Consider the following 19,087-nt stretch of genomic DNA (forward strand, 5'->3'; position numbering starts at 1 on the left):
CACTTCGTCAGCGCTGGCTCAGCACGCGCTGGTAGAGCGAGGTCAGCGCATCTGCCAGCCGCTCAGGCCCGTAAGGTTCCACCCGGCGGCGGGCGGCGGCGCCCATACGGTTGTCATCTGACAGGGCAGGCACCGCCAGCACGGCCTCTTTTAACGCGCGAATATCCAGCGCGTCGCAGACAAAGCCCTCTTCACCCTGGCGGATAAACTCGGCTCCGCCGCAGCCAGTGCTGGTGATCACCGCCAGTCCGCAGGCCATGGCTTCCAGAACCACATTCGGAAACGGATCGTACAGCGTTGGCAGCAGCAGCGCATCGGCGGCGTGATAGAACGGCTGCACATCCTGCTGAACGCCGGCAAAGCGCAGGCGGTCAAGACAGTTAAGCTGGTTTGCCAGCTGCTGATAGCGCGACAGCTGTTTATCCTGACCGACCACAATCAGATAGCGATCGGTTTGCGCCACCGCTTCAATTGCTGCTTTCAGCCCCTTGCGCTCAAACCCGGAGCCGACGTAGATCATCACGTGCGCGTCCTGCGGCAGCCGCAGCTGATGGCGCGCCGCATGGCGCAGGCTGGATGTCGCGGGCTGAAAGCGTTTGCTGTCAATGGCATTGTGGATCACGTGAATATTGCCGGCATCCAGCGTGAAATGGCGCAGGATATCCCGCTTCACCATCTCAGAGTTGCAGATCACCGCTTTGAGTGACGGGTCGTTAAACATCTCCGCTTCAGCCTGCAGCACATAGCGATGGTACGGGCTGAGCGCTGCGCTCAGACGCTGCCACGGGGAAACAATGCGCGCCCGCTGCTCTAACCAGACCCGATGCACGCCGTCGCCGGCACGAAAAATATCGCACCCGGCGATGCGCTCGTGACTCTGAACAAGGTCAAACTGCTCCCGCTCCCAGCAGGCGCGCGCTGCACGTGCAAAACCGCGTTCGCGGGAGATACGGCCAAACTTTGCCGGGTTGCAGATATGCAGATGCCAGGCGGGATTGGGCGCGCCCTGCCAGCTGCGGGTAATGATATTGAGATCCAGCTGCTCGCTATCCAGCGCTTCCAGCGCGCGTGAAATAAAGCGTTCGGCCCCGCCGTCCGGGCGATATTTCTGCCGGACGATAGCCAGACGTATTTTATTCATGCAAATAGCTCCTTGCGGCGGTCAGCACATCGGCGACCGGAATCGCGGAAAGATAGCGCTGCTCCGTGCGGGTGTCGATCGAGTCGGGCGACGGCAGCGGTGCATAATCACCTGCCCAGATCACCCGGTTATTATTGCCCCACGGGCGCCAGTGCTGCAGCTTTGTCGGTCCGAACAGCGCCAGGCAGGGCGTATCCAGCGCCGCGGCCATATGCATCGGCGCAGAGTCGACACCAATAAAGAGCTGCGCCGCGTCGATTAGCGCGGCCAGCTGCGGCAGCGACAGCTGGCCGGCAAGGGATACCACGCGTGAGGCGGAGCAGAGCGACTGAATATGCGCTATCATCGCCAGCTCTTTTTTATCCGGCGCTGCCGTCAGCACCAGGGTATGCCCTTCATCAGAGAGCGCCGTGATCAGCTGCGCCATCTTTTCATCGTCCCAGCATTTAAATACCCAGCGCGACGTAGGCTGCAGCACAATAAACGGCCCGGCGATCTGCTGCTGCGCCAGCAAAACATCTACTTTCTGCCGATCGGCTTCGCTGAAATGCATCGACGCGACTGCATTTGTTACGTCGATTCCGAGCGGAGCCAGCGCGCTCATATTCTGTTCAACCGTATGCAGCTGATGATGCCGGGTGGTAGGGACGCGCTGATTGTGGCACCAGCGCCAGAGGGCGTTGTCGCGTTTGCGATAGGCAAAGCCGATGCGCACCGCAGCACCTGACAGGCCGGTAATAATGGCGCTGCGCCACTGGTCGGCGAGGTTGATCACCAGATCGTAGCGGCAGGCGCGAACGGCGGAGAGCAGCGCCAGTTCATGGCGCAGTTTCTGCAGGCTGCCCTCTTTTTTCCAGCTGCGATCGATAATATGCAGCTGGCGAATTGCCGGATGCGCTTCCAGCATCGGCCGGGTTTCTTTATAGAGCAGCACATCGATATGTGCATCAGGATAACGCGCGCGCAGCGCATTGATGACAGGCGTTGTCAGCAGCATGTCACCATGATGGCGCAGTTTGATCACTAAAATAGATTGTGGTGTGAACCGGGCTGGAATCGGGCTTGCCATACTTATTGATCTCAGGATTCAGTGAGCCGATTGTAGGGCAAACCCGAAAGGGGTTAAAGCGAGCAGTGGTGCTTATTTCTGGCGCCAGCGATAAATGCGGCTCAGCCACAGCAGCAGCTGATACCACTGTTTCAGGCCGCGCGCATTGCGCAGCATACGTTTATGCGTCCCTGTACTGAACAGATCCGCCAGCATCGCCTGCCGTGCTTCCGCTTCAGGCTCGCGCCGGATAGCGTGACAGACGCTGAGCGCTTCATGCGTGATCTGGTAGTGAAATGCCGGATAAATGCGGATATGACGGCGATAACGCTGGTTCAGCTCTTCCAGCATCCGGGCAATTTTCAGATAGTGACGCTGATACTCTACGTTGCGCTGGCCGGTGCGTTTACGGTTGCTGATGGAAGCGTCATGCATGTAGTAGCGATAGAGCACGCGATCGGTATAGCGCACGCGCGTGGCGTTAAACATAAATTCCGTGGTCCAGGGAATATCCTGATGATGCAGTCCCGGCTCAAACAGCAGATTGCAGCGCGTAATCAGCTCACGGCGATAGATGCCGAGCCAGACAACATGCATGTAACGCCGCGTTTTGAGCGCGGTGTTCAGCCACTCAGGTCCGCTCAGCACAGCGGTGCTGGTGAGACGATCGTGAGGAATAAGCGGTCTGGTACGCTGGCTCGCTTTGAAATACCACTCGGCGTTGCACTGTGCTGCGTCAAGTCCATCACGCTCTGCCATCTCCGTCAGCGTCTGATACATCGCCGCATCCATGGTGTCATCGGCGTCGGGAAAGCTGACGTACTTACCGCGCGCGATCGCCAGGCCGGCATTTCGCGCCCGTGACACGCCGCCGTTGGCCTGATGGATCACACGGATATGCGGATAGCGCGCAGCGTAAGCGTCTGCCTGCTCGCCGGAGCCGTCAGTTGAGCCATCATCGACGATGATGATCTCAAGGTCGGTCAGCGTCTGAGCTAACAGCGCCTGAAGGCAGGCAGCAAACTCAGTGCCGGCATTAAACATCGGGATGATAAGGCTGAGTAATGGCGTGGAATGTTCTGGCTGGGCTGTCATGAGGTCATTTCATTGTTTCGGCGCGCCAGACGCTGCTGCTGTCGGGTGCGAATAAAATCGTGGATATCACTCAGCTTACGCTGATCCAGGTTGAAAAGCTGTTCAACCGGATGCGCGAATTTATATTGCGCATCAAATACAAAAGAAGAGGGCGCGATATGGTCAGGACCAATCAGCAGTATATCGCCCAGCGGCCTCTGCTCTTCTACGCAGCAGGGACCATAAATCAGAATCACCGGTACCTGCTGTGCATCAGCGATGTACACATTGCCGGAATCGGAGGCGATATAAAAATCCATTTCGCCGATAACGGCCGGCAGCGCTTCCAGCGACACTTTCCCCACCAGACTGATCAGGTTGTCGCGATGCCCGGCTGTTTTGAATAGCTCCTGAACGCGCGATTGTTCATTTGGCGCACCAAAAGCAAAAAAGGTGCAGTGAAGATCGCTCAGGTGGTCAAACAAACGCTGCCAGATAGCTGGCGGAATGGTTTTAGCCTGATTACCGGCGGTCACACTGATACCGATACGCGTTCCCGCGCACGCTGTGATCTCTGCGGGCAGGGAAGCAGGCTGCCATAGCGGCAGCGTCGCGTGTTTGGGGTAGCTCTCTTTGGTGAAAGAGCGATCGGCCAGCTTCAGATAGTTTTCCAGCGTCAGCGTATTTTTTTCATGCTGCACTTCGCCGCTTGCGGTGTAATAGAAGATGTTCTGATATCCCTTGCGGCGATAGCTGGACAGAAACTGCTTATTATCCGCATTGCAGCAGGCGGCAATAAACAGATTCAGGTTGGTCGGGTGCAGCAGATAAACGTTGTCGTAGCGATTGAGCAGATGCCAGACTAACCTGAGCTTTTTCAGCAGGCCAGAACGATACTCTTCGATATACCAGATGTGTTCAAGGGTAGCGTCATTGCTGGCGAGCGGCGCAACGCTTCTGCTCAGCAGCGCATCGCTTTTCCCGAGGTGCGTGAGCAGCGGAGTGATATTAATAAAATCGCCAATTTTGGCGGTCTGAATGACCAGGTTTTTTCCGCTACGCGTCCGGAACAGCTTCATTACCCATTTAATCGGGCAAAAAATGATAAATATAATAATGTAGGTCAAGCAATTATCCCCATATTCTGGCCGCATCCCACCGGGGATTTATTAATTCGAAACATGGCGTGCCGTTGAAAATGATGTTTCTGTTACAGGATCCAGCTGCAGATATTGCTGACAAATAGTAGCCAGACTATAAATGCTCAAATCGAGGTGCTGCAAATCGGGGGGGCTGGCATACACATCGCGCATTTTTTCTGCCAGCGACGCGGCGTTCAGATCGGCCAGACAGCGGGAGAGCGGGCCAGTCAGAATCTCAGCCGGGCCACCGGGGCAGCGTGTACTGACCACCGCCGTGCCGCAGTGTAAAGCCTCAACCAGCACATTGCCAAACCCTTCGCTATCTGAACTCATAACCAGCATCTGAGCATGGCGGATCCACGGATAGGGGTTTTGCTGAAAGCCTTCGAAGCAGACGCGCTCTGAAATTCCCAGGTCCCGTGCCTGCTGGCGTAACGCCTCCAGGAGTTTCGCGCTGCCCTGACCCAGCAACACCAGGGGAGCCATTATGCCGCTGCGTGCATAGGCCTCAAGCAAGCGGTCCTGACGTTTCGCCTCATGAATGCGTCCTACGTGGACAAGGTAATTCTGGCCGGCCAGCGGGCAGGGCCCGGCCGCCAGCTCGTCGAGCCGATCGAAGTCGAAAGGATTGAAAATAACGCGGGTCAGGCGTGGCCTGACGCCGACATTCTTTATCAGATCATCGATAACATATTGCGACACGCCGACCAGCTGACGCCCCTGATAGACATAACGTATTTTTAGCTGCTTTAACCAGCGGGAAAAACCTGTTTTACGTCCCAGATAGGAGGCAGAAAAGACGCCGTGCAGGCAGTACCAGGTTTTAGCTGAATCAAGCGATCGGGCTCGCCTGACAATGCGATCGGTTTTGTGCAAGTGGGAAAAGATTAAACTGAACTTGCCGTTCAGCGCTTCACTCTGGCGTACCGCCTCATCCAGCAAGCGCGCACGGCGTACGGTTTCTGTCATTTTTCGCCACGGGCGGACGCTGTGATCGCACACCACCTGATAATCCACGCCTGCAGGGATAGGGTAATCGCATATTTTTCGCAGAGAGAAAATCGAGACACGATGTCCCAGGGAAATAAAACCCTCAGCCAGCGTTAAGACGACTTTTTCGGCGCCGCCGCCGGGCAAACCATCGATCACCATTAAAATGCGTTTCGACAAATTATCTACCTCTGCCTGCCTGTCAGCCTGGTGGTGAAACTGATCTATTATCTTTCCGATATGAGTACGTTTATCGGCAAATGAACGAATGCTGTAAAAAGTCTGCCATAACTGCGCGCGGTAAGCAGCTAAAGATAAATCCGCCCTGCTTTTTATTCACGCTATTCTGGTTTAATCAGAGCGCTGCTCCCTGACCCGGCCAGCGGCGCTGGAAAAGTTTGCGCCTGCCACAGGCGGTGCGTACCATAGTGATAATAACAGTGAAATATACCGGACAAGTTATGGAAAAGCCTGCCTTTTTGATTACCCTGGATACGGAAGGCGATAACCTGTGGCGCAACCGCAGCGGAAAGGTGACAACGCATAATGTCAGCTTCCTGCCCCGCTTTCAGAGGCTGTGCGAAAAATATGGCTTCAAACCCACCTGGCTGACGAATTACGAGATGGCGAGCGATCCTGCCTATGTGGAGTTCGGACAGGATCTACTGGCCCGCGGACAGGGGGAGATCGGTATGCATCTTCACGCCTGGTATAGCCCGCCGGAATATAAACTGACGCAGGATGACTGGCGTTATCAACCCTATCTGATTGAGTATCCTGAGTCCGTTTTACGCGATAAGGTCGCCTTTATGACGGCATTGCTGGAGGATGCATTTCAGCAAAAAATGACCAGTCATCGCGCCGGTCGCTGGGCCTTTAACGAAGTTTATGCGCAGGCTTTAATCGATAACGGTTATCTGGTTGACTGCTCCGTGACGCCCCGGGTCAGCTGGCGTAATTCATCCGGCGCCCCGCAGGGGAGCGGAGGAACCGACTATAGTCATTTCCCCGATCGCGCTTACTATATAGACACCAGCGATATCTCAAAGCCGGGTAACAGTTCGCTGCTGGAGTTGCCCATGAGCATTCAGTATCGCTATGGCGCGATGACCAACCAGTTTAAAAAGGCGTGGAATCAGCTGCGTGGCAAGCCGCGTGGTCCCTCAGTTAACTGGCTGCGCCCGACCGGCGGCAACCTGAATGAAATGAAAAAGGTTGCTGCGCAGACGCTCGATCAGGGCAGTGATTACATCGAGTTTATGCTGCACTCCTCTGAATTCATGCCAGACGGCAGCCCCACGTTTAAAACGGAGGCGGACATCGACAGGCTGTACGACGATCTGGAGCAGCTGTTTATCTGGCTTCAGCCGCGTGTACAGGGAATGACGCTGACAGAGTATGCCTTGCATAAAAAAGCTCATGCACGCTGATGCGTTTCAGATTTGCGCTTTCTGAACCGGCTCTTCAGGTATAGATTACTAATGCTATTGAGAAGGTATGGCTGGCAGAAATAGCTTTCTGCCAGCCATATTTTATTTTTCTTGCTTAGGAAGCACTACTGCTAGCGGTATCCAGAAAAGAATCCACATTTCTGCTGGTCCGCTGATAACAAACATTCCCTGAGTCGAGATAAACACCAGTGAAAATATATAGAGTGCAGCCTCAAGCTCTTTGCCATGACGAAACTTCTTATATGCCTGCAATAGAGCGCTGGCAATAACGACAAACAGGAGCGCTAATCCTGCTAAACCGCCCTTAAGAAAAGCCGCAACATAAACACTATGTGTAGTAGCTATATGCTGTCCAACACTATTTACGAAGCGCAATTCTTTATCAAACCCCCACCCAAAAAATGGATGAATCATAGACTCTTTAATACCATGCTCCCAAATGCCGAAACGAATAAAGCTTTGTTTGTAAGATGCAATTATTCTTAGCCAAAACTGATGGCCATAATCAGTGATAAAAAAGAATATGCAAATTGAAATTAAAATAAAAGTGATATATATAACGTTTTTTATACGGTACTTTCTATAATTAGCCAGCGTGACAGCAAGAGCTATCAGTAATGAAAAAAACGGTCCTCGACTTTGTGTTAAAATCAGACCAATAAAAAGGAGTGCACACAGGAAGTAAATCCATTGCTTACCTGATTCACGAGCCACAATAAGGCCGCTCAAAATTCCTATAGCAAAATACCCCCCTAAATCGATAACGTTAGAAGGGGCTGCAAAAAAAGCATGTTCAAGCCGATTGGATAGTAAAGTACTTTTGTTAACCATAAACAAGATTAACACCAAAAGAATAAGGCTTGCGGAAAAAATTATTGAAAAAAACGTCACTGCTCCATGTTTTTTTATTATATGGTTGCAGATGTACAGAACAAAAAGCAGATAGAAAGAATGTTTTAATGTAGAGAAAAAGTTTGAAGGATTACCTGACCAAAAATTGGACAGGCTGTAATAAAACAGGAAAATTCCCACGAAAATATAGGGTCGCCAGTTGATTTTCTCCAGCGCCGTGTTTTTCCTTTTTAAGGAAAATATATATAAAGCCATTGAGATGAAAGATATATAAAATAAATTGTTTATTTTTCCGATGTCAGTAAAAATGACAAGCAAGAAAATAAAAGACATAAAAGAGAAAGAAGCGATTCTCTCCAATAAGTTATTTTTTTGTGAAAAGTTCATTTAGTCTTGCCTTTTTAAAAATAGAGTCGCTCAATCCGCTTTTCATTGATAGGTTATATACTGTTATGCCCTTTTTCTGCAGACCCTGGCTGGCCTTACAAAAAGCAGGTTTTATTAATTTTTCAAAGTTCAGCTGCAGGGAACTTGGCTGCTTATCATTTTCGTTTTCATAGAATCTGGGCAGGGAAAAATTATTCATATCTACACCCGCTAAAAATATCCTTGTAGCTCCCAACCACACCGCTACCTGCAATGCCCAATAGGCTACTGTCCCGGCATCGAATATTCCTTTTCTGATATCCCATGAAAAACCAGTTTGCGGGCTTGCAGGATAGATATCGAACTCTGGATATTTTCCATAAACGGTAGTGTAATCTTCTGGGTTAACCTTTTCCTGATAAATTTTATAGCTAACATCTTCAATGATCGTTAAACCGCAGCGTATATCTCCACTGCTTTTTTTGAGGAGTAAATCATTCAGGCAGTGCAGTGTTATTAACAATGTTAACTGAGTGTCGTTAATTATCTTCTCGATAATATCGAACCTGTTCTTTATGAAATCCCTGTCCACAATAATATAAAAACTAAAGCTTATCGCTTTTCGCAATTCATAAGCCCCATTTACCCCAATAAACGTCGTGTTGCTTAATAATGTAAAATCTGTATCTCTGACCGATGGACCTGTGGCAACGATTGTTACATCCGTTGTTGCAGCTTTTAGTGCAGAGTCCAGTGGTTTTATATTAATTTCTCTTTTTTTCCAAAAGAGCTGACTAATGTGCCCTTCCGGAGCACGTTTGATGGAGAAATGTGGCCACAAATTTTCGTTATGCCTTAGGCCTCTGCTGTGCGTATAGCGATATAATTGTTTAAAAAAAGATCGCATCTACAAAATTTCCTTCAGCTTATCAATAACCTGACTTGCTGCGATATCCTGCATAGAATCATTCTTACCGATCAGCGCATGCTGGTTTCTGCCGTAACCGCCAATCAGACCCGGATCGGTGGGACCGAACAGCGTAATATTGGGTCTGTCCAGCGCGGCGGTCAGATGGCTGAGCCCGGTGTCGACGGAGACCACTGCGCGCGCGCCTGCCAGCTGCTGCGCCACCTGCTCCAGCGTCAGTTTTGGCAGGACTTCTACATGGGAAAAGCCCTCTGCCAGCCGCTGTGCACGCTGCTGTTCATGTATTGCACCCCACGGCAGCCTGATTTGCAGGCCGGTGGGCTGCAGCAGCCTGATCAGCTCACGCCAGTGCGCTTCCGGCCAGTGTTTATTGTCGCGGGTTGTGGCGTGCAGAAACACCAGCCAGGAGGGGGCTGCTTCGATCCGGGGAGTCAGAAAATGTGCCGCGATGGCGTAATCGCCCTGGGTGGCAGGCTTTTCATAGCCCAGACTTTTCGCAAACAGCTCACGCGTGCGCTCAACGGCGTGCTGCTGCTTGCTGACCTCATGGCGCCTGTCGTACCACCAGCTCGCAAAAGGCTCACGCGCGCTGCGGCTGTCCAGACCATGCTTCGTGCCGGTTGCCAGACGCGTCACCAGGGCTGCGCTTTTAATCAGGCCCTGTGCGTCAATAACCACATCATACTGGCGCGACTGCAAATTGCGCTTAAACGCGACGCGCTCTTCGCGCTGCTGACTGCCAAACCAGTGTTTGCGCCAGCGACGGATTGCAACCGGCAGGACTTTATCTACGGCAGGATGCCAGCCGGGGATCTGAGCAAAATTCTCTTCTACTACCCAGTCAAAGCGGATACCTGGCAGCGCCTGCATGGCGTCAGTAAGCGCGGGTAGCGTATGGAGAACATCTCCCATCGAAGAGGTTTTAACGATTAAAACGTGCATGTCTGCTCCTGCGCCGGCTGTAGCAGCGCGCTCAGGGTCTGATGCACGCGCGCAGGGGTAATGTCGATCAGGCTCTGATGATAACCCTCAGCGGCATCGCCTTTACGCACTTTGTGATAGCCGCTGATTAGCCGGATAACGCGGGCCTGACGGGAAAGCGGCGGCGTGAAATCCGGGCTGCTCGGGCCATACAGCGCGACCAGCGGCCGGTTGAGCGCTGCCGCAATGTGCATCAGACCGGAATCGTTGCTGACCACGGCGCGACAGTGGGCGAGCAGGATCACGGCCTGCTCCAGCTGCGTCTCACCCGCCAGATTTTTGCCGTGCGCACGCAACGGCTCAGGCAGCGCCTGCAGAATCGACTCGCCGGTGTCGCGATCTTTGGCTGAGCCAAACAGCACGACCTGGTAGCCTTCTGCGATCAGCTGTTCCGCCAGGGCAGCATAGTGATAATGCGGCCAGCGTTTCGCCGGTCCAAACTCTGCTCCCGGACAAAAGCCGATAACCGGACGATCGGTGGAGAGGCCAAACTGCGCAGCCGTCATGCGCTTTTCGTCGTCCTCTACGCGCAGCTGCGGCCATAGCAGCGGCTGTGGCAGCTGCTGAGCGGAGGTTACCGGCGTGTCATACGCCAGGGCAACATAGCGCTCTACCATTAGCGGAAACGCCGCTTTGTCCAGTACCCGCACATCATTGAGCACGCCGTAACGCATTTCACCGCGCCAGCCGGTGCGGCGCGGTATGCCGGCGAAAAAGGGGACCAGCGCCGATTTAAACGAGTTCGGCAATACGTAAGCGCGATCGTAACCGCTGGCCTGCAGGGTTTTGCCGAGACGACGGCGTTCGCCCAACGCCAGCGCGCCGTGCCCCAGCGGCATCGCCAGCGCCTGATTCACTTCCGGCATGCGTGACAGCAGCGGGCGGCACCACGCGGGTGCCATCACATCAATGACCGCATCAGGATGCGCCACCTTGAGAGTGCGATAGAGACTTTGCGACATCATCATATCGCCGACCCAGGAAGGGCCAATAACCAGAATTTTCATCGCTGATGCGGGTGTCCTTATGCGTTGCGATTCAGCCAGGCCATGTACTCGCCCACGCCCTGTGCGACAGTTTTAAATGGCTTGTCATAGCCCGCTTCACGCAGTTTTGTCAGATCGGCCTGGGTAAATGCCTGATAGCGTCCTTTGAGTTTATCCGGGAAAGGAATGTACTCAATCTGGCCCTGCTGATGGAATTTAAGCACGGCATCAGCCACTTCCTGGAACGATTCCGCGCGTCCGGTGCCGCAGTTATAGATACCGGATACGCCGTTCTCCCAGCACCACAGGTTTACAGCCACAACATCATCTACATGGATAAAATCACGGCGGAAGCTGTCGCTGCCTTCAAACAGCTTAGGGTTCTCGCCGTTGCTGATTTGCGTATTCAGATGAAACGCCACGCTGGCCATACTGCCTTTGTGCCCTTCGCGCGGACCATACACATTGAAATAGCGGAAACCGCACACCGGCGAATCCGCTTCAGGCAGAATCTGACGCACGTAGTGATCGAACAGCATTTTTGAATAGCCGTAGACGTTCAGCGGCTCTTCATACTGACGTTCTTCGATAAAGTTCTCATTGCGGCCACCATAGGTCGCGGCAGAGGAGGCGTAGAGAAACGGGATCTCGCGCTCAAGGCAGAAATGCAGCAGATCTTTAGAGTACTGATAGTTGTTATCCATCATGTACTTGCCATCCCACTCGGTGGTGGCGGAACAGGCACCTTGATGGAATACCGCTTCAATCGGCCCCAGATCTTCGCCTGACATGATGTAAGAGAGAAACTCCTCTTTATCCATATAATCAGCGATATCCAGATCCGCCAGATTGACGAATTTGGTGCCATCTTTCAGGTTATCCACGACCAGAATGTCGCTATGACCGCGATCGTTAAGCGCTTTAACGATGTTGCTGCCAATCATGCCAGCGCCGCCGGTAACGATAATCATATGCTTAGCCTTTAATCAGTTAGGGTGAAACAGAAGGTTTCACGCACGAATACTCATTATCATAACATTTCAGCCCTGTCCGGACAGCCAGATGCGTGAGGCGTATCGCACAAACGCTGACTACGGCGTGAACTATGCTGCAAAACGAACATTTAACTGGCTGAAATATCGTCTGCCTGCTATTTGCTCAGTAAGATGCTCCGGTAATTTGCGATCTAAGGAGCAGAATCATGTCCAATCAGTTTTATTCGCAAATCCGTCAGCAGCTTGAGACAACGCGTCAGGACGGATTGTTCAAACAGGAACGTCGCATTACGTCAGCCCAGCAGGCGGAGATCAGCGTTGATCACGGCACGCCGGTCATTAACTTTTGTGCCAATAACTATCTCGGTCTGGCGAATCATCCGGCGCTGATTCAGGCAGCGAAAGAGGGTATGGATTCCCACGGCTTTGGTATGGCGTCGGTGCGCTTTATCTGCGGTACGCAGGATACGCATCAGCAGCTGGAGCGTAAGCTGGCTGACTTTCTTGGTATGGAAGCGTCTATTCTTTTCTCCTCCTGTTTTGACGCTAACGGCGGCCTGTTTGAGGCGCTGCTGGGTCCGGAGGATGCCATTATTTCCGATGCGCTGAATCACGCCTCCATCATTGATGGCATACGCCTGTGTAAGGCGCAGCGCTATCGCTACGCCAATAACGATATGCAGGCGCTGCGTACCTGTCTGCAGGAGGCGCGTGATAAAGGTGCCCGGCATATCGCGATCGCTACCGATGGCGTGTTCTCTATGGATGGCGTGATTGCCAATCTGCAGGGGATTTGCGACCTGGCGGAGGAGTTTGATGCGCTGGTCATCGTCGATGACTCTCATGCGGTGGGCGTTATCGGCGCAGCAGGGCGCGGCACGCATGAATACTGCGACGTGATGGATCGCGTTGATATCCTCACGGGAACGTTAGGTAAAGCGCTGGGCGGTGCCTCCGGCGGCTATGTAGCCGCGAAAAAAGAGGTCGTGGAGTGGCTGCGTCAGCGTGCTCGTCCCTATCTGTTTTCTAACTCGCTGGCTCCGGCAATTGTCGCGGCCTCGCTGCGGGTGCTGGATCTGCTGAGTGAGGGTGACGGTCTGCGCCAGCGGCTATGGGATAACGCGCGCTTCTTCCGGGAGAAGATGACCGCGGCAGGCTTCACGCTGGCCGGCGCCGATCACGCCATTATTCCGGTGATGCTGGGTGAGGCTAACGTGGCGCAGCAGTTTGCCACGCTGCTGCAGCAGGAAGGCATTTACGTCACCGGCTTTTTCTATCCGGTGGTGCCGCAGGGTCAGGCGCGCATCCGCACGCAGATGTCTGCCGCTCACACGCAGGCGCAGCTGGAACAGGCTATCGCCGCTTTTATCCGCGTCGGCCAGCGGCTGGGCGTGATTGCTGCAGGAGCAGAAAAATGAAAGCACTTGCCAAACTGAAAGCTGAAGAGGGGATCTGGATGGTGCAGGATGCACCGGTGCCGGAACCGGGTCATAACGATCTGCTGATTAAGATCCGTAAAACCGCTATTTGCGGTACGGATATCCACATCTACAACTGGGATGAGTGGTCGCGTAAAACCATTCCGGTCCCGATGATCACCGGACATGAGTATGTCGGTGAAGTGGTTAGCATGGGACAGGAGGTGAAAGGCTTCGCCATTGGCGATCGCGTTTCCGGAGAGGGGCATATTACCTGCGGCCACTGCCGTAACTGCCGGGCAGGGCGAACGCACCTGTGCCGCAATACGGTGGGCGTGGGGGTCAATCGCCAGGGCTGCTTCGCGGAGTATCTGGTTATCCCGGCATACAACGCGTTTAAAATTCCCGATAACATTTCTGACGAACTGGCAGCCATCTTCGATCCGTTCGGCAACGCCGTACATACCGCGCTGTCATTTGATCTGCCCGGTGAAGATGTCCTGATCTGCGGCGCCGGGCCAATTGGTATTATGGCTGCCGCCGTCTGCAGGCACGTAGGTGCCCGTCACGTTGTGATCACTGACGTGAATGAATACCGTCTGAGTCTGGCTCGCGAGATGGGCGTGACCCGTGCGGTTAACGTGGCGCAGGAAAATCTGCGCGACGTGATGCAGGATCTCGGTATGACCGAAGGATTTGATGTCGGACTGGAGATGTCAGGCGCACCGGCAGCTTTCCGCACGATGCTGGAAACCATGAACCACGGCGGACGCATTGCGCTGCTGGGCATTCCACCCGGCGATATGTCGATCGACTGGAATCTGGTCATATTCAAAGGCCTGTTTATCAAAGGTATCTATGGCCGTGAGATGTTTGAAACCTGGTACAAGATGGCGGCGTTAATCCAGTCCGGACTGGATCTTACGCCGGTGATCACCCACCGCTATGACATCGACGCGTTTCAGCAGGGGTTCGATGACATGCGCTCCGGACGGTCAGGGAAAGTGGTGCTGAGCTGGGATTAAACGGACTCCGGCCCGCAGGCCGGAGTAGTATCAGCCGCGTTTTTTCTCTTCATCCGTCAGGTAGCGTACTTTGCGCGTATAGTCCTGACCTTTAAACTGCAGCGGCTGCGCCGGGTCCTGCAGATACTTCTGCCATTCGCTTAACGGAAAACCGCCGTGTGCGCCAATGACCTCAGGCGGAATGACCGCTGCCGTTCCGCCGATGCGCTTGGAGACCGGCCAGTTTGCCCACTCGCCCAGGTTAACCGTAACCAGATCGAGCATATCCAGCAGCGCAGAGAGCGGCAGCTGATCGGTGGGGGGCTGATTATCATTCATCAGCTCCCAGGTATCCTGAAACAGCGTCAGCCACAGCGGGCAGATACGCTTCCAGGTCTGACGCGTGGCGGCCAGATAAGCGCCGTTGACATGGTCAACCAGATAGGGCCGGATGGCGGGTTTATAGTAAGCCGGGATCTGCTCCTCAGCCGCGTTTTCAAGTTTGGCAATCATTCTGCCTTCTCTGAAGCTGGAGTAAAGATGGCCTTCACGCAGGCTGAGGGCAGGATCTTTAAGCAGGTTGAGGTCAGAGTCGATCATCAGAACCGCGTCACCGCTGGCCTGCAAAGGCGCCTGCAGTTTGATCAGCCGGCTGCGGTAAATCTGTTTATAACGGTAGCTCTCTTCACGGTGCGGAATGGTCAGCGTGGCAACGCGCGTCTTTGCCGGCAGCTCACCAAATTGTGTCGCGGGCTGGTCGCTGACGATAACAATCTCCGTGACGCTGGTGGCAAAACGGCTGGCAAAGCAGGCGCTGAGCAGCGCTTCTTCAATATAGTCCTCACCCGCACACGGGATCACCACGGAGGTGACAGGAGTCTTGCCCTGCACGCGACTCTGGCTGTAGGGAATATTATGCCGCGCGCGAATATGGCGGAAACGTTTATTAAAAAAATTAAGCATGACTCTTTTCCTGAATAACATTAGCCAGAACCGTTTCTACGCCCTGAATATAGTTTTCAATAGCGTAATGTTCGCGTACCTTTCCGGCAGCCGTGTCGGTTAATTTCTGACGTAATTCTCTGTTCTCCCACAGAGCGATCAGCTGCTGTGTCAGCTCTGCAATATCACCATATTCAAACAGCAGACCGGTCTGGTTGTGTTCAATCAGCTCAGCTGTCCCGGTTACCCGCGATCCGATAACGGCAGTATTGACCAGCATCGCTTCAAGCACCACGCGGGGTAAGCCTTCACTTTGCGAGGCCAGTATGAACGTGTCGAACGCGGCCAGAAAATCCAGCGCATTATTTTTAAAACCGGTGAAAACGATGCGGTCAGCAATCTGCTCTTTTTCTGCCAGCTGTGCAAGGTTAGCCTGTTCCGGACCGGTACCGACAATCAGCATTTTCCAGTCAGCGTGAGGGTAAAGGCGGTGAAACCGGCCCAGTGCGCTCAGCGTATGGTGATTGGCTTTACGCGCTATCAGTGACCCAATAGAGCCAAACACAAAGGTTTCCGGGGCAATCTGCAGCGCCTGACGAACCGCGGTACGATCGGGTAACGGCTGGTGGATATCGATGGCATTGCTGACGGTATGACAGAGATGCTGATGGACACCATGACGCTGCAGCGTATGACTGACACCGTGCGAAACGCAGATAATCGCCTCACAGTCCCGGTTCAGCATCGCGACCAGCTGGCGATTCAGTACCGGGTCAATACGGCAGTGCTGAACCACCGGAATATTAAGCGGGCGGGCTGCCAGATAGCCTTCAGTGTTGGTACTGGGCTGATTATTCATATAAAGCAGGTCAAACTGCCCGGCTTGCAGAAGCGCGCCAATCTTGTGCGCGTTCGGGATAATACGCCATCGGCGATCCACAAAATGAATCGCTTTTTTTCTGCTCTCTTTGCTGAAAAAAAGCAGCGTGCGGACTATTTCTTTGCTGATTTTTGCCCAGAGAGGTTGTCTGCGCTGCGGAATAAACGTCACCGGAATCGTTAACGATCCAAGAATTTGCTCAATGGTTTCGTTATTGCCGCGCGAATAATTATGATAAAAGCAGCAGGTAATATCGAACTGGTTACGATCGATCCGCTTCAGTAATTCCAGCATGCTATTCGTGCCGCCGCCCCACTCGCGACCATTATCAAGCAGTAGAATTTTTCGTTTATGCGGCGTCATTCCTGCTGATGTCCTTGTTCTGTGCCGTGAGTTTTCCGGCAAGAGTATAAACTTTCTGGCTGCAATGTGAATGTCAGCGGTGCGGTGGCCCACACCGCTGCTTTAAAACAGCGCTTTCAGTTTGAGCATGAAAGGGTTCTGCATCAGGCCTTCGCCGATAATTTCCACTGCCCGCTGCTGCGGCACTGGCGCGGCACTGACTTTACAGATGGCAGGCGCGCGGAAGCGCACGCTGGCGGGTTTAGCCGGAGAGGCTGCAGCAGGTTTTGCGCTGTGACGCAGCGGCTCATTCAGCAGCTGTCCTGGCGTAACCAGCGTAATATCAGCCGGAAGGGAAGGCAGCATCTGCTGCAGCACGCGCACTGTTGTCGGGTGCGGATGGCCGATAGCGATAGCAAACCCGTCCCGCTGTGCCAGCTTAACCGCCCGGGTAAACTGCTGTCGTACCATCGCTTCATTTTGATTATCATCAAGAAACACGCGGCGTTTCACGACTTTGACCTGCGTGCCCTGCGCCGCTGCAACGGCCTGACTATTGCCGATGGTCATGCTGTCGAGAAAATAGTAGTTGTAGTGATTCAGCACCTGCATCACTTTCTGCATGCCGGGCAGGCTGGAGGTCATTTTACTGCCCATATGATTGTTCAGGCCAACCGCGTAGGGAACTTTACCGCTGGCTTCACGGATAATGCGGGCGATTTCGTCGCTGCTCATCTCCGGCGTCAGGGTATCTTTTTCCAGCGGCTGTTTGCTGAGCGGCGCCATCGGCAGGTGAATCAATACTTCATGACCGCGCTGATGGGCTTTGGTTGCCATCTCACGCGCATGCGGGGCGTTGGGCAGTACGGCAACAGAGATGGCTGCCGGCATCGCCAGCACTTTGTTCTCTTCAGTGGGACGGTAGCCAAAATCATCAATGACAATCGCTAATTTTGCCGCCTGCACGCTGAAACTCAGAAGCGAGCCGCATAGCAGAGCGGGTAACGTTCGGGATAAAAACAGCACTTATCTTCCTAACCACGGTAGTGGGTTAACAGCTTTGCCCTGACGGCGGATCTCAAAATAGAGTGACGGCGTACCGCGGCCGCCACTGGTGCCTACCAGCGCCACCGGCTGACCAGCTTTGACCTGTGCACCGACGCTTACCAGTGCGCTCTGGTTATAGCCGTACAGGCTCATATCGCCTTTACCGTGCTCCAGTACCACAACCAGCCCGTAGCCCTGCAGCCAGTCGGCCATCAGTACCCGTCCATCCGCAATCGCTTTCACTTCGGTGCCTTCCGGTGCGTCGATTACCAGTCCTTTCCAGCGTAGCTCACCCTGCATCGCCTCACCGAAGCGGTGTTCAATTCTGCCGCGTACCGGCCAGAAAGCCTGGCCGCCTGCGCGCCCCAGTCCGCCGGTACGCGCCATCAGCTCACGCTCGCTCTGCGTGGGGGCATAGCTGGAGCCTTTCGCTTTGGCCTGCGCCTGACGCTGGCGCACCTTCTCGGCTTCACGCGCCTCGCGCTCGGCCCGCTGACGCGCTTCGCGCTCTGCTTTGGCAATTTTATCCTGCAGACGGCTTTCGTTCTGACGCATTTCAACCAGGTCTGCCTGATCTTTTTCCAGCGCGTTCTCCAGCGCGGAGAGGGTCTTTTTGCGGGCGGCGCTGGCGTTTTCCAGTTTGCTTTGCTGCGCCTGCTGCTGAACGAGCAGATTTTTTTGCTGCTGCTGTTTGCTCTGCATGGTCAGACGCTGCTCAGCCAGCTGCTGCCGGGTCTGCCGCAGCTCATCGATATTTTTTTGCCGCGCGGCGTTGAGGTAACCAAAATAGGCCAGGATGCGTTCACTGCGCTGCGCTTCTGCGCCGCCCAGCAGCAGCTGTACACCATTATGCTGCCCCTGGCGAAAAGCGGCGTCGAGCTGCTGCGCCAGCAGGCTTTCCTGCTGCGTCTGCTGCTTTTCAAGGCGGGAGATAGAGGCGGTAAGCTGAGCAACCTCTTTGTCGAGCGTGCTTAAGCTATTGCGCGTTTCGCGTAGCTGACGGCTCGCCTGGGCAATAATCTTCTCCTGACTCCGGAGCTGATCGAGCAGTTTACTGCGCTCAACTTTCTGAGCTTTAACGCTCTTCTCTTTTTCCGCGATACTTTGCTGAATGGTTTTTAGCTGCGCTTTATTGTCGTCAGCGCTGTAACCCGTAACAGGCAGCAAAAAAATACCCGCACACAGCAGGCTGAGGGAGAGGGGGGACCAGCGGAATACCAGCTGAGAAGCCGGGCCGTTGTAATGAGTCCTTGTAGGTGTAATGCGCGCTTTTCCCTTCATAGTTGATAATTATTCCACGATGAACAGCCGCTTACCAGTTATCCCGGCCAGCTTTTAGATTACGAAACGTGTCGCTTTAAAGCTTAGCGCGATAAACATTGTCTGAATTTTGCGATTAAAACATTTTTTTTGGAAAATGACGCACAAATCGTATCTCTGCCCGCATCGCGACTGTACATGCGAAGTGGCGCAGGTATACTCAGAACCCTTGTTTTAGCT

The 19,087-nt window shown here is 53.8% G+C and carries 17 protein-coding genes; 3 read left to right on the forward strand and 14 right to left on the reverse strand.

Annotated features, from left to right (window positions below):
• Window positions 1-7: 7 nt before the first annotated feature.
• From DBY66_RS13695 to DBY66_RS13715, 5 genes are all read right to left on the reverse strand, one after another.
• Window positions 8-1,141, reverse strand: coding sequence for a glycosyltransferase family 4 protein (locus DBY66_RS13695; RefSeq protein WP_108570147.1), 1,134 nt, complete (start codon window positions 1,139-1,141; stop codon window positions 8-10).
• Complete coding sequence (gene rfaQ / locus DBY66_RS13700; protein WP_039381252.1) at window positions 1,134-2,210, reverse strand: putative lipopolysaccharide heptosyltransferase III; 1,077 nt, start codon at window positions 2,208-2,210, stop codon at window positions 1,134-1,136. The genes DBY66_RS13695 and rfaQ overlap by 8 nt, the downstream gene beginning before the upstream one ends.
• 72 nt (window positions 2,211-2,282) lie before the next feature.
• Window positions 2,283-3,284 (reverse strand): glycosyltransferase, encoded by a 1,002-nt coding sequence (locus tag DBY66_RS13705; RefSeq protein WP_104086050.1) that lies wholly within the window; start codon window positions 3,282-3,284, stop codon window positions 2,283-2,285.
• Complete coding sequence (locus tag DBY66_RS13710; RefSeq protein WP_108570146.1) at window positions 3,281-4,390, reverse strand: glycosyltransferase family 9 protein; 1,110 nt, start codon at window positions 4,388-4,390, stop codon at window positions 3,281-3,283. The genes DBY66_RS13705 and DBY66_RS13710 overlap by 4 nt, the downstream gene beginning before the upstream one ends.
• A gap of 42 nt (window positions 4,391-4,432) precedes the next feature.
• The gene (locus DBY66_RS13715; protein ID WP_094111637.1) at window positions 4,433-5,557 is read right to left on the reverse strand and encodes a glycosyltransferase; all 1,125 of its coding nucleotides are present in this window, start codon (window positions 5,555-5,557) and stop codon (window positions 4,433-4,435) included.
• Between the two features lie 299 nt (window positions 5,558-5,856).
• Between DBY66_RS13715 and DBY66_RS13720 the strand changes: the two genes are divergently transcribed.
• Window positions 5,857-6,825 (forward strand): deacetylase, encoded by a 969-nt coding sequence (locus DBY66_RS13720; protein ID WP_039381247.1) that lies wholly within the window; start codon window positions 5,857-5,859, stop codon window positions 6,823-6,825.
• Window positions 6,826-6,927: 102 nt separating this feature from the next.
• Here the strand turns inward: DBY66_RS13720 and DBY66_RS13725 are convergent, their stop codons facing one another.
• Genes DBY66_RS13725 through rfaD form a run of 5 tightly spaced genes read right to left on the reverse strand, consistent with a single transcriptional unit; the run spans window position 6,928 to window position 11,930 of the window.
• Window positions 6,928-8,085 (reverse strand): O-antigen ligase family protein, encoded by a 1,158-nt coding sequence (locus DBY66_RS13725; protein WP_108570145.1) that lies wholly within the window; start codon window positions 8,083-8,085, stop codon window positions 6,928-6,930.
• Window positions 8,063-8,971, reverse strand: a complete 909-nt coding sequence (locus tag DBY66_RS13730) for a sugar glycosyltransferase (protein WP_108570144.1) — start codon at window positions 8,969-8,971, stop codon at window positions 8,063-8,065. Before DBY66_RS13730 ends, DBY66_RS13725 begins: the two co-directional genes overlap by 23 nt.
• Window positions 8,972-9,934: a lipopolysaccharide heptosyltransferase RfaC gene (rfaC, locus tag DBY66_RS13735; RefSeq protein WP_108570143.1), complete on the reverse strand. Its 963-nt coding sequence runs from the start codon at window positions 9,932-9,934 to the stop codon at window positions 8,972-8,974.
• Window positions 9,922-10,980, reverse strand: coding sequence for an ADP-heptose--LPS heptosyltransferase RfaF (gene rfaF, locus DBY66_RS13740; RefSeq protein ID WP_071668642.1), 1,059 nt, complete (start codon window positions 10,978-10,980; stop codon window positions 9,922-9,924). Before rfaF ends, rfaC begins: the two co-directional genes overlap by 13 nt.
• 17 nt (window positions 10,981-10,997) lie before the next feature.
• Window positions 10,998-11,930, reverse strand: coding sequence for an ADP-glyceromanno-heptose 6-epimerase (gene rfaD / locus DBY66_RS13745; RefSeq protein WP_039381236.1), 933 nt, complete (start codon window positions 11,928-11,930; stop codon window positions 10,998-11,000).
• 230 nt (window positions 11,931-12,160) lie between these two features.
• Between rfaD and DBY66_RS13750 the strand changes: the two genes are divergently transcribed.
• Window positions 12,161-13,372 carry a glycine C-acetyltransferase gene (locus tag DBY66_RS13750; protein ID WP_039381234.1) on the forward strand — a complete coding sequence of 404 codons (1,212 nt, stop codon included), beginning with the start codon at window positions 12,161-12,163 and terminating at the stop codon, window positions 13,370-13,372.
• Entirely contained in the window at window positions 13,369-14,397 is a 1,029-nt protein-coding gene (gene tdh, locus DBY66_RS13755; protein ID WP_039381231.1) for an L-threonine 3-dehydrogenase, read from the forward strand. Before DBY66_RS13750 ends, tdh begins: the two co-directional genes overlap by 4 nt.
• Before the next feature lie 30 nt (window positions 14,398-14,427).
• Here tdh and DBY66_RS13760 read toward each other — a convergent pair whose 3' ends face one another.
• The 4 genes from DBY66_RS13760 to envC all read right to left on the reverse strand — a co-directional run bounded on the left by DBY66_RS13760 (window position 14,428) and on the right by envC (window position 18,868).
• Window positions 14,428-15,339, reverse strand: a complete 912-nt coding sequence (locus DBY66_RS13760) for a hypothetical protein (RefSeq protein WP_094111633.1) — start codon at window positions 15,337-15,339, stop codon at window positions 14,428-14,430.
• Window positions 15,332-16,561, reverse strand: coding sequence for a glycosyltransferase (locus DBY66_RS13765; RefSeq protein ID WP_108570142.1), 1,230 nt, complete (start codon window positions 16,559-16,561; stop codon window positions 15,332-15,334). The genes DBY66_RS13760 and DBY66_RS13765 overlap by 8 nt, the downstream gene beginning before the upstream one ends.
• 102 nt (window positions 16,562-16,663) lie before the next feature.
• Entirely contained in the window at window positions 16,664-17,563 is a 900-nt protein-coding gene (locus DBY66_RS13770) for a divergent polysaccharide deacetylase family protein (protein WP_071668660.1), read from the reverse strand.
• Window positions 17,564-17,566: 3 nt separating this feature from the next.
• The gene (envC, locus tag DBY66_RS13775; protein WP_039381228.1) at window positions 17,567-18,868 is read right to left on the reverse strand and encodes a murein hydrolase activator EnvC; all 1,302 of its coding nucleotides are present in this window, start codon (window positions 18,866-18,868) and stop codon (window positions 17,567-17,569) included.
• Window positions 18,869-19,087 lie beyond the last annotated feature (219 nt).

This window comes from Pantoea sp. RIT413 (assembly GCF_003057675.2).
Taxonomy (GTDB): domain Bacteria; phylum Pseudomonadota; class Gammaproteobacteria; order Enterobacterales; family Enterobacteriaceae; genus Pantoea; species Pantoea eucrina.

Coding starts and splice junctions, on each gene's coding strand:
- envC (WP_039381228.1), bottom strand. CDS start 18,868: ATGAAGGGAAAAGCGCGCATTACACCTACAAGGACTCATTACAACGGC.
- rfaQ (WP_039381252.1), bottom strand. CDS start 2,210: ATGGCAAGCCCGATTCCAGCCCGGTTCACACCACAATCTATTTTAGTG.
- DBY66_RS13705 (WP_104086050.1), bottom strand. CDS start 3,284: ATGACAGCCCAGCCAGAACATTCCACGCCATTACTCAGCCTTATCATC.
- rfaF (WP_071668642.1), bottom strand. CDS start 10,980: ATGAAAATTCTGGTTATTGGCCCTTCCTGGGTCGGCGATATGATGATG.
- rfaC (WP_108570143.1), bottom strand. CDS start 9,934: ATGCACGTTTTAATCGTTAAAACCTCTTCGATGGGAGATGTTCTCCAT.
- tdh (WP_039381231.1), top strand. CDS start 13,369: ATGAAAGCACTTGCCAAACTGAAAGCTGAAGAGGGGATCTGGATGGTG.
- rfaD (WP_039381236.1), bottom strand. CDS start 11,930: ATGATTATCGTTACCGGCGGCGCTGGCATGATTGGCAGCAACATCGTT.
- DBY66_RS13720 (WP_039381247.1), top strand. CDS start 5,857: ATGGAAAAGCCTGCCTTTTTGATTACCCTGGATACGGAAGGCGATAAC.
- DBY66_RS13695 (WP_108570147.1), bottom strand. CDS start 1,141: ATGAATAAAATACGTCTGGCTATCGTCCGGCAGAAATATCGCCCGGAC.
- DBY66_RS13765 (WP_108570142.1), bottom strand. CDS start 16,561: ATGACGCCGCATAAACGAAAAATTCTACTGCTTGATAATGGTCGCGAG.
- DBY66_RS13750 (WP_039381234.1), top strand. CDS start 12,161: ATGTCCAATCAGTTTTATTCGCAAATCCGTCAGCAGCTTGAGACAACG.
- DBY66_RS13760 (WP_094111633.1), bottom strand. CDS start 15,339: ATGCTTAATTTTTTTAATAAACGTTTCCGCCATATTCGCGCGCGGCAT.
- DBY66_RS13730 (WP_108570144.1), bottom strand. CDS start 8,971: ATGCGATCTTTTTTTAAACAATTATATCGCTATACGCACAGCAGAGGC.
- DBY66_RS13715 (WP_094111637.1), bottom strand. CDS start 5,557: ATGGTGATCGATGGTTTGCCCGGCGGCGGCGCCGAAAAAGTCGTCTTA.
- DBY66_RS13725 (WP_108570145.1), bottom strand. CDS start 8,085: ATGAACTTTTCACAAAAAAATAACTTATTGGAGAGAATCGCTTCTTTC.